Here is a 9363-nt window from a genome sequence, read left to right as displayed (position 1 = left end):
GAAGGAGAAGAATACGAACCAACTGAGCATGAAAAGTTGTTGATTGTGAAAAATGCAAGTCGAATTATTCCAGATAATTTGACTATAAGTGTTGAAGATTTATGCAAGGCGGCAGCTAAAAATCATACGAATTTGATTCTATTTCTACTAGAGCAAATGGTACCTGGATATAAACCTAAATATCTAGAAAGTAATGTTTTAGTAGATACAGTTGCAAACAATAATTTACTTGTAGGAACAAATGGGAACATCATAGTTAGAGTTAAGCCAGGAAGTGTGTGAAATATTTTATCTAAGTCATGTTCATACTAAACAAGCGAAATTTTCTTCATGATCATGAAATTATAAATCTATGCAATATCAAATCAATCAAACTAAACTTCAGTCTTCTCAAGTATTACAATTCATGCTGCACAGTTCTATACGTAATAGTGAATTAGAATTACTTCAGGAAGATAACAAATTCATTAATACTCAATATTGGATTTTATTTCTGAACAAAAATAGTACACCAATATTGACTGATGAAATTACCAGTACATTTCCAATTGAGAACTTTCTAAAGGAGCAGGAGCGAAACTTATTTTTTGATTTATCTCCTAAAAATCAATTTTGGGAAGTTCTGGAAAACTTAGTTCCAAGTAGAAGCTTAAATATCAAGGCTAAAAGTAATTATGAATATTTTGAGAAACTATTGCATATGCGTTGCATACATTCTAAATTTTTAGTAATTGGTGCTAGTATTTTAGGTAAGAATCTAGAAAATATTAAGGCATTTGCTTTGTCTTATTATTATTTAGTTTTAAGTGTCACAACATCGATTTTTTTGAGAAGTCAATTGGATTTTTTGTCAAAACTACAGCACACCTATTCAAAGATATCGATTACTTTGTGATTAATAGTTCCAGCATTCTTAATGCTGTTTATAAGTTATTAACTTACGGATAATAAGAACTATAAATTTTGTCAGAAAAACAGTTCATTAAACTTTATCAAGGAGCTTGCTAAAGTTAGGAAGTTTTGCAGTGATGGAACAAATTAAACCACTAACGCTACGTCATAACTTCTCTTGGACTTTTATTGGTAATGTTGTCTATGCAGCTTGCCAGTGGGGAATGCTGGTAGTGTTAGTTAAACTCGGTAGTCCTGAAATAGTAGGGCAATTTACCTTAGGGCTAGCAGTAACGGCACCTATATTCATGTTTACTAATCTCCAGTTACGAAGTATTCAAGCGACGGATGCAACAAAACAGTATCTATTTAGCGATTACCTAGAACTGAGACTGATTGGTACGGGGTTAGGAATGCTGGCAGTCGCAGTCATTACTTTCTTAGCAGGATACTCTTGGGAAACATCGTTAGTAATTTTATTGGTAGGTTTGGCAAAGGCATTTGAATCTATCAGTGACGTCTATTATGGTTTGCTCCAGCAATATGAACGCATGGATCGTATCGCCATATCTTTAATGATTAAAGGGCCTTTATCACTGATACTGCTAGGAACGGGAGTATATCTATCGAGGGATGTCACATGGGGAGTAGTTGGATTGGTAGTTGCCTGGGCTATGGTTTTATTGGTTTACGATATTCCTAATGGTATTTTTATACTCAACTCAATATCAAAATTTCGTTGGCATCTTGTCACCCTTACAAAGTTGATATGGCTCTCTTTACCTTTGGGTTTGGTGATGATGCTCATTTCACTCAATACCAACATCCCTCGCTACTTTATTGAACAATATCTGGGTGAGCGGGAATTGGGGATTTTTGCAGCCATAGCTTACTTGATGGTCGTTGGAAGTATGGTTGTCAATGCTTTAGGTCAGTCTGCCAGTCCTAGATTAGCAAAGTATTATGCCCTCGGAGATGGTGTGGCTTTTTGCAAGCTTTTGTTTAAGCTTCTGAGAATTGCTGTTCTGCTAGGTGGAGGTGGGGTTTTACTGGCTGTGGTGGGTGGAAAACAAATCCTAACTTTTTTGTATCGACCTGAGTACGCTCAACATACAAGTTTATTTATTTGGCTAATGATTACTGCTGGGATTGGTTACCTGTCCTCCTTCATGGGATATGGAATGACAGCAGCGCGATACTTCCGCATCCAATTACCTTTATTTGCTGCCGCAACAATTAGTTCTACTGTCGCTTGTTTTTTATTGATACCAAGGTTGGGATTATTAGGAGCAGTGATCGCACTACTGATTGCAGTCATTGTTCAAGCAATTATCAGTTATGGAGTAATTCTTAATGCATTACACAAACTCAATAAATACAACCAAACCCAACAAAAATCCCATATCTAGTGAGCGTTATCCAATACGTATCCTTCATATTGTTGGCGGAATGAATCGAGGTGGGATTGAAACCTGGCTCATGCATACCTTGAGAAACATTGATCGCGATCGCTTCCACATGGATTTTCTTGTTCATACAACTCAACCGTGTGCTTATGATGATGAAATTCGCACTCTAGGTAGTCAAATTATCTCTTGTCCTGTGGATCGCTTTCAGCCTTGGAAGTATAGTGCTAACTTTCAGCAAATTTTACAAATGTATGGCCCTTATGACGTTGTTCACAGTCATGTTCATTACTTTAGTGGTTACATTCTCCGTTTAGCTCAACGCTCAGGAATACCTATCCGAATTGCTCATAGTCACAACAATACCTCTTGTGTTGAAGCGAAAGCTATATGGTATCGACGCTTATATCTCGATTTAATGAGAACTTGGATTGATCGCTATGCAACACTAGGTTTTGGATGCAGCCGCCAAGCATTAGTAGATTTATTTGGTTGTACTGATAATATCCATCCTCATCTACAAGTTCTCTACTATGGAATTGACCTAACTTCATTCTGCGATCCTGTTGATACAGTTGCTGTTCGCTCAGAATTGGGGATTCCTAAAGATGCCTTTGTCGTCGGACACGTTGGTAGATTCGAGCCACAAAAGAACCATGTATTTCTGTTAGACATTGCCGCAGAGATTGTTAAGCGAGAACCAAAAATGTATCTTTTACTAGTTGGTGTTGGCTCTCTACGCGCAGACATAGAACAAAGGGTTACTAAACTAGGCTTAGGCGATCGCGTTATCTTCGCAGGTAGTCGATCTGATGTACCGCGACTAATGCGGGGTGCTATGGATGTTTTCCTGCTGCCATCTCTCTATGAGGGATTAGGTTTAGTTTTAGTTGAAGCACAGGCAGCGGGGCTACCCTGTATATTTTCCGATGTTGTCCCAGAGGAAGCAGATGTAGTCAAACCTCTAGTAAATAGAATTTCTCTATCGCAACCAGCTTCTAGTTGGGCTGAAGCAGTGACTACTGCTAGTCAATCTGAAATAGTAAAAAACACCCGAAAACAAGCTTTTAACACTATAGAGAAAAGTTGGTTCAATGTTTGCAATCAGGTGAATGAATTGCAGTCTTGCTACACAAAACAATTATATCCAAACTTATAACTTTGTTCAGCTTCAACAACAAATCATATATGTGTGAATTGAGTAAACGAAATATCTTCATTATCATTCTTTTAGCTCTTCTATTTGGCAGTTCATCTCTTATTACATTAGGTAGTTTTGAGTACCCTCTAGATCCATCCATCCTTAGATTACGTTATTTATTATTTGGGACAGGTTTAATTATTTTTGTACTAATGTCTCGTTTAAGTATGTGGGATTTACCAACTCAACCTAAACCTTTAGTTTTTTCGTGGATTTTCTTCAGTTTTTTCATTTTTTTATCTGGCTATATTAATAATGACATTACCGTCATGAGAGATGGAATCTGGTTTATGATTTTTATTCCCATAATTTTTTTCAGTATTTTGCCTAAATTAATGAATAAATATGCAACTAGTTTAATTCCTATAGGACTATTTTTAGGAGTTACTCCCTATATAGTTGCCTCCTTTGTTATAAATCCAGTCTGGCAATCTCAGGAAGGACTGTACAGAGGCGTATTTGCTAATTCAAATCAGCTAGGATTCATGGCTGCCGTTATGTCAGCTAGTATATTTATTTTTTTGATTAGTGCTTTGTCTAACAATAAAGGTTTATTTACTATAGGAATACTTTATTTGCTTTTGCTTTTAAGTTTAGGTGTTATTCTTTTAGCAAATGCCCGCACATCATTATTGGTCTTTATTGTTCTGCATATAATGTTTCTTAAAAAAATGCTACAAAGACCTAATTATGTAATATTTAGTGTAATCACTGTTATATTTACAATTTTAATTGCAATATTTGTAATTCCTAATGACATTTTCTCTTTATTATTAGAACAAATTAGTAGAATACAAGACAAAGATTCTTTAAGTGGTAGAGAATATATTTGGTTGAAAACATTTATAGATATGCAATTACTGGGTAATGGTAGTGACTATTTTGAAAAGAATTTTGGATTAGGTGCTCATAATACCTTAATTGATATTTTAGGAATTAATGGTATTATCGCAATGCTTATTATTATGTTTTTCGCAATATCTAGCTTTTTTTACGCATTTTCATACTTTCAAAAATATGCAAAAGAAGAAAAGTATGCAAGCACACCTTTAATAATTACTACTTGTTTTTGGGTTTTATCGATGGGTGAGGGTTTATTTGGCTCTTTAGGCAGTGCAATTACTATTGCTTATCTGCTATCTATGGGAGTAATTATAACTAAGAAAACTACAGATAATATCAATCATAGATTTAATAATAAGGAGAGGGAGAAAATATATGATTTTCAAGTTTGATTTTGATTTAGAAAATAAAATGTATTACTCAGATATTAAAACGACTCAAAGAAAGTGGAAATGTAAATATAAAAATTGAATTATTGAAGATTTTTGTGTTGCATGATTATTTACTCAAGTAATTAAAATTAGGAAAATATAAATATCAAATTGTATTAGTTAGGATTTAATCTTTATGTTCTACCCTCGTATAATCTATCTGAATCAATACTTTACTGTTCCAACAGTAGCTGGTGGTTCAAGAGCATGGGAATTTTGTACTCGTCTTGTTCGAGATGGTTGTCACGTTAATGTAATATGTGGAAACTCCGAAATCAAAAATATATCTCAAACTAAAATTATTGACTTTTACAAATCATATAAGGGAAAACTAGAAGTTTACATTCTGTCTTTAAATTATAGTAATAATTTAAATTATTACCAGAGAATATTAGTCTTTATTAGTTTTGCCTTTAGATCTTCTCTAAAGATACTTGCAAAACCTAAAGCTGACATAACATTTGCTACCAGTACTCCTTTAACTATTGCTATTCCAGCACTGTTAAGAAAATTATTAAGAGGAACACCATATGTATTTGAAGTTAGAGATTTATGGCCTGAAATGCCAATAGCAGTTAAAGCTTTACGTTCACCTGTGGCTATTTTTTTAGCTCGTCAGTTAGAGCGCATAGCTTATCAAAATGCTGCTCACATTATTGCTCTTTCTCCTGGCATGAAAGAAGGTATCATAAAACAAGGAATTCCTGCTGAGAAAATTGAAGTTATACCAAATGCTTGCGATAATGAACGATTCAATATTCCAGATTCAGTCGGACTTCAATTTCTTAGTAAGCATCCAGAGCTATCTGGTGGCCCTTTAATTATCTATACAGGAACTTTAGGTTATATCAACGGAGTTACCTACTTAGCTTATCTTGCTAGTTACATGATGGAATTAATACCCGAAGCTAAGTTTTTGGTAGTTGGCTCTGGGGCTTATGAAAACGAAGTGAGAGAAGTTAGTCGCAAATTAGGAATTTTTGAGAAAAACTTCTGGATGTGGTCACCAATACCAAAAGATGAAATGCCAGCATTGCTTTCTGCTTGCACAGTTGCAACTTCTCTTTTCTTGCCAATTCCAGAAATGGAAAATAATTCTGCTAACAAGTTTTTTGATGCTTTAGCTGCAAGTCGTCCAGTTGTAATCAATTATGGAGGATGGCAGAAAGAAATTCTTGAACAATATAGCGCTGGTATTAGTATTCCTGGTAATGATGCAAAAACAGGAGCAAAACAACTCGCTAATTTCTTAAATAAACCTGAAGATATTTATAAAGCTCGTTTAGCTGCTAGGCAACTTGCTGATACCATTTTTGATCGCGAGTTATTGTACAAAAAACTAGCAAAAGTCTTTCATAAAGTATTAAATCAAACTCAAATTAACTTGGAAACGAGTGTAAAGGTTTAAGGATGTAGGGCATAGCGAAAAAATTTATATTTCTATGCCCAATACATAATGTGTTGAATGCTTAAGATGCTTTCATTATAGGTATACAAAAAGAATACTTAAGTAAAAATTATGATGAAAACAAAAAGAAAAAAAAATCATCGATATTTATTGAATGTTAGTTTGTTTATAACTATTATTTTGACATCAATACTATTTGTGATGTCAACATATAGCAAGCATACAGAATCTTTATCTTTTACAAAACCAAATAACAATACTATTGAGATACGTAGTATTGATGACCAAATCTTTTTCCCTCTTGGCTTCTACTATTCTTCGTTTTATGATGCTAAACATCGAATGAAGGCATTGCGCGAGATTGCTGCGGTAGGCTTCAATACTATGTTCGTTTTTTGGAAGAATCTTGACGATTATGAAACATTTCTTGATGAAGCTCAAAAATTAGGTATTCATATAATTACTGAGCTAAAACGTAATGATTTGACGATTGTAGATCAGTTCAAAAATAAATCAGCTATTTTTGCTTGGGGCATTGCTGATGATGCTGGAGATCATCAAAGTAGTAATGAGTTATTAGCTTGGCATAAGGCAGTTAAAGCAACCGATCCGAAGCATTATACATACATTAGTGTTAGTAATTGGTCGAAAAAATGGGCAGATTATGCTCACGTTGCTGATTTAATTGGGGGACAGTCTTATCCAATTGGCTATCCTTTCAATAATCGACCAAAAAACATACCTAACCATCTTAGTGAAGTCAATTATGTGTTCAATATTGCTAATAATGAAGCAAGTAAACATAATCGTCCCGTAATTGCTAATTTACAGACTTTTAAGTGGAAAGGACAGCGATGGCCAACTGCTAAAGAAGTTTACAACATGACTTATCAAGCATTATTAGCTGGAGTCAAAGGTATTATATTTTATACATATGATAATCCTGCAAGTCGGCTCAGAGAAAATCCCGACCTTTGGAATATGGTAAAATCTCTGGCACCAGAGATAAAAAAACTTAGCCCGGTTTTGTTAAAAGGTAATTTCACACCTTTAAAAACTAAATTTCAGGACGTATTAGCTGGACAATGGACATATGGTGACAGAAACTATGTAGTTGTACTTAATACTTCTGACAGTAAAACAAAATTACTTTCACTTTCAATTCCGACCAAAGGAAAATTTAGAGCTACACCTTTATTCTCAGATCGTCCTTCAGGGATGATTTATAAAAACGGTGAGCTCTATGGAGAAATTAAACCAGAAGATGTGCATATTTACCAATTATTAAAAATATAAATTTATGGTTAATAACATACAAAAACGAACAAATATTATCTTGAATGTTGCACCAATCACACACGACGTGATTTCAGGACTAACTTTTGCTATACCTCCATCTATTGGTGCTCTTCAAAATTTAGGCATTCAAACTGGTTTACTAAGTACTTCTGCACGAGGACAATACAAAAAAATTGAACCTTATCCAGTAAAACATATACAAGATTTATCATTTTATCCAGTTCTAGCCTCGATGCCCGAACCTTTAAACAAACCAGATTTAATTGTTTTTCATAGCACTTATATTTTGGAACATGTTCGACTTGCTTATGAAGCTGTTCAAAGGAAAATTCCTTACGTTATTAAGCCTCACGGTGGGATGACACGAGGCGCACAAAAACTTAAACAGCTAAAGAAAAAGGTAGGTAACTTATTATTTTTTAATTGGATGGTGAAAAATGCAGCAGCACTACACTGCCTAACAAAACACGAAGCAGAAGATGTGAGACAAATGTGGAATCGCCCAGTTTTTATAGTAGGAAATGGAGTAAATATTCCACCAATTGAAATATCAACACATCCAGGTATTCAAGCTCAATTAAAATTTGTCTTTTTAGGTCGATTGGATATAGAACATAAAGGACTAGACTTGTTGTTAGAAGCTTGTGCAATCATACAAGAAAAATTGAGAACATCTCAAGTGCAGGTACATTTATATGGATCTGATGTAGCGGGAAGTAGGGTAAAACTTAAAGCTTTAATTGATAAATATAAAATACATGATTTTGTTCATGTACAAGACTCCGTTTGGGGAGAGGCTAAACAAGCTGTTTTTCAAAATGCAGACTTGTTTTTACATACTTCTCGTTTTGAAGGACATCCAATGGCAGTTTTGGAGGCTCTTTCTTACGGAATACCTTGCTTGCTCACACCTGGTACAAACATGACAGAAGAGATAGCAATAGCTCAAGCTGGATGGGTTGTTGCACCAAATCCAATTTCTATTGCAGAGGGTATGTCTACTATTTTGGAAAAACTTTCAGAAATTCCTGCAAGAGGTCAATCGGCGCGAAATTTGATTGAAAAAAAATATTCGTGGGAACAAATAGGCAGATATTTAAAAACAGAGTATGAACAGATTATCGACGAAAGCAGAGTCAAGCTTGTTTCCTAAACTTAAATCTTTAGTATGTTTAGGATTTGTGTTTCAAAGATAATTTTTGCTGTTTATGTTTCTGACTGCAACAACAAATTATGTGTCTATGAGTACTAGAAATTTTAAGAGTTTTAATTTGATGAACTATAGCCACTTCATTAAGCCTGTATGCGATAGATTAGTAGCAGCGATCGCTCTGTTAATTCTTGCTCCACTGATGCTGTTGGTGGCGATCGCGATTTACAGCAATATGGGACGTCCAATTTTCTTCTGTCAGCTCCGTCCAGGTAAAGATGGTCGTATTTTTACATTTTATAAATTTCGTACCATGACCCATGAAACAGATACAGAGGGAAACTTACTACCTGATGAACGGCGCTTGACACCTATGGGTCAATTTCTCCGTAAAACCAGCTTGGATGAACTCCCTCAACTGTGGAATGTGCTTAAAGGTAACATGAGCTTTGTTGGGCCTCGTCCCTTATTAGTACAGTACCTAGAGCGCTACACACCAGAACAAGCCCGTCGTCATCAAGTTAAGCCAGGAATCACGGGTTGGGCGCAGGTTAACGGTCGTAATGCAATTCCTTGGGAGGAAAGATTTGCTTTAGATGTTTGGTACGTAGACAATCAATCTCTACAGTTAGATTTGTGGATTATGGTGCTTACAGTATGGAAAATCCTCAAGCGTGAAAATATTAACCATCCGCAAGCTGCAACCATGTTTGAATTCAAAGGAAATCCTTAGA

General features: G+C 35.0%; 8 protein-coding genes and 1 pseudogene. All 9 read left to right on the top strand.

Going from position 1 to position 9363, the window contains the following annotated elements:
* Nucleotides 1-282 (top strand): annotated as a pseudogene (locus U2718_RS09740) (polysaccharide biosynthesis protein); the annotation flags it as partial.
* Nucleotides 283-352: 70 nt separating this feature from the next.
* Nucleotides 353-895 carry a hypothetical protein gene (locus U2718_RS09735; RefSeq protein ID WP_341994043.1) on the top strand — a complete coding sequence of 181 codons (543 nt, stop codon included), beginning with the start codon at nt 353-355 and terminating at the stop codon, nt 893-895.
* A 133-nt stretch (nt 896-1028) separates the two neighbouring features.
* Nucleotides 1029-2300 (top strand): oligosaccharide flippase family protein, encoded by a 1272-nt coding sequence (locus tag U2718_RS09730; RefSeq protein ID WP_341994084.1) that lies wholly within the window; start codon nt 1029-1031, stop codon nt 2298-2300.
* Nucleotides 2245-3456: a glycosyltransferase family 1 protein gene (locus tag U2718_RS09725; RefSeq protein WP_341994044.1), complete on the top strand. Its 1212-nt coding sequence runs from the start codon at nt 2245-2247 to the stop codon at nt 3454-3456. The genes U2718_RS09730 and U2718_RS09725 overlap by 56 nt, the downstream gene beginning before the upstream one ends.
* Nucleotides 3457-3650: 194 nt before the next feature.
* The gene (locus tag U2718_RS09720) at nt 3651-4733 is read left to right on the top strand and encodes a hypothetical protein (protein WP_341994045.1); all 1083 of its coding nucleotides are present in this window, start codon (nt 3651-3653) and stop codon (nt 4731-4733) included.
* Nucleotides 4734-4908: 175 nt separating this feature from the next.
* Nucleotides 4909-6180: a glycosyltransferase family 4 protein gene (locus tag U2718_RS09715; RefSeq protein ID WP_341994046.1), complete on the top strand. Its 1272-nt coding sequence runs from the start codon at nt 4909-4911 to the stop codon at nt 6178-6180.
* A 111-nt stretch (nt 6181-6291) separates the two neighbouring features.
* The gene (locus tag U2718_RS09710) at nt 6292-7476 is read left to right on the top strand and encodes a hypothetical protein (protein WP_341994047.1); all 1185 of its coding nucleotides are present in this window, start codon (nt 6292-6294) and stop codon (nt 7474-7476) included.
* 40 nt (nt 7477-7516) lie between these two features.
* Entirely contained in the window at nt 7517-8632 is a 1116-nt protein-coding gene (locus U2718_RS09705; RefSeq protein WP_341994048.1) for a glycosyltransferase, read from the top strand.
* Between the two features lie 121 nt (nt 8633-8753).
* The gene (locus tag U2718_RS09700; protein ID WP_341994049.1) at nt 8754-9362 is read left to right on the top strand and encodes a sugar transferase; all 609 of its coding nucleotides are present in this window, start codon (nt 8754-8756) and stop codon (nt 9360-9362) included.
* The last annotated feature ends 1 nt before the right edge of the window (nt 9363 follow it).

Origin of the sequence: Chlorogloeopsis sp. ULAP02 (assembly GCF_038404745.2) — a bacterium.
Lineage (GTDB): Bacteria > Cyanobacteriota > Cyanobacteriia > Cyanobacteriales > Nostocaceae > Chlorogloeopsis.
Note: the sequence above shows the minus strand (reverse complement) of the source record. Positions and strands in the feature narration are given on the sequence as shown.

What these genes read in the sequence shown, in the direction of transcription:
- U2718_RS09735 (WP_341994043.1), top strand. Translation starts at nt 353, where the DNA reads ATGCAATATCAAATCAATCAAACTAAACTTCAGTCTTCTCAAGTATTA.
- U2718_RS09730 (WP_341994084.1), top strand. Translation starts at nt 1,029, where the DNA reads ATGGAACAAATTAAACCACTAACGCTACGTCATAACTTCTCTTGGACT.
- U2718_RS09725 (WP_341994044.1), top strand. Translation starts at nt 2,245, where the DNA reads ATGCATTACACAAACTCAATAAATACAACCAAACCCAACAAAAATCCC.
- U2718_RS09720 (WP_341994045.1), top strand. Translation starts at nt 3,651, where the DNA reads ATGTCTCGTTTAAGTATGTGGGATTTACCAACTCAACCTAAACCTTTA.
- U2718_RS09715 (WP_341994046.1), top strand. Translation starts at nt 4,909, where the DNA reads ATGTTCTACCCTCGTATAATCTATCTGAATCAATACTTTACTGTTCCA.
- U2718_RS09710 (WP_341994047.1), top strand. Translation starts at nt 6,292, where the DNA reads ATGATGAAAACAAAAAGAAAAAAAAATCATCGATATTTATTGAATGTT.
- U2718_RS09700 (WP_341994049.1), top strand. Translation starts at nt 8,754, where the DNA reads ATGAACTATAGCCACTTCATTAAGCCTGTATGCGATAGATTAGTAGCA.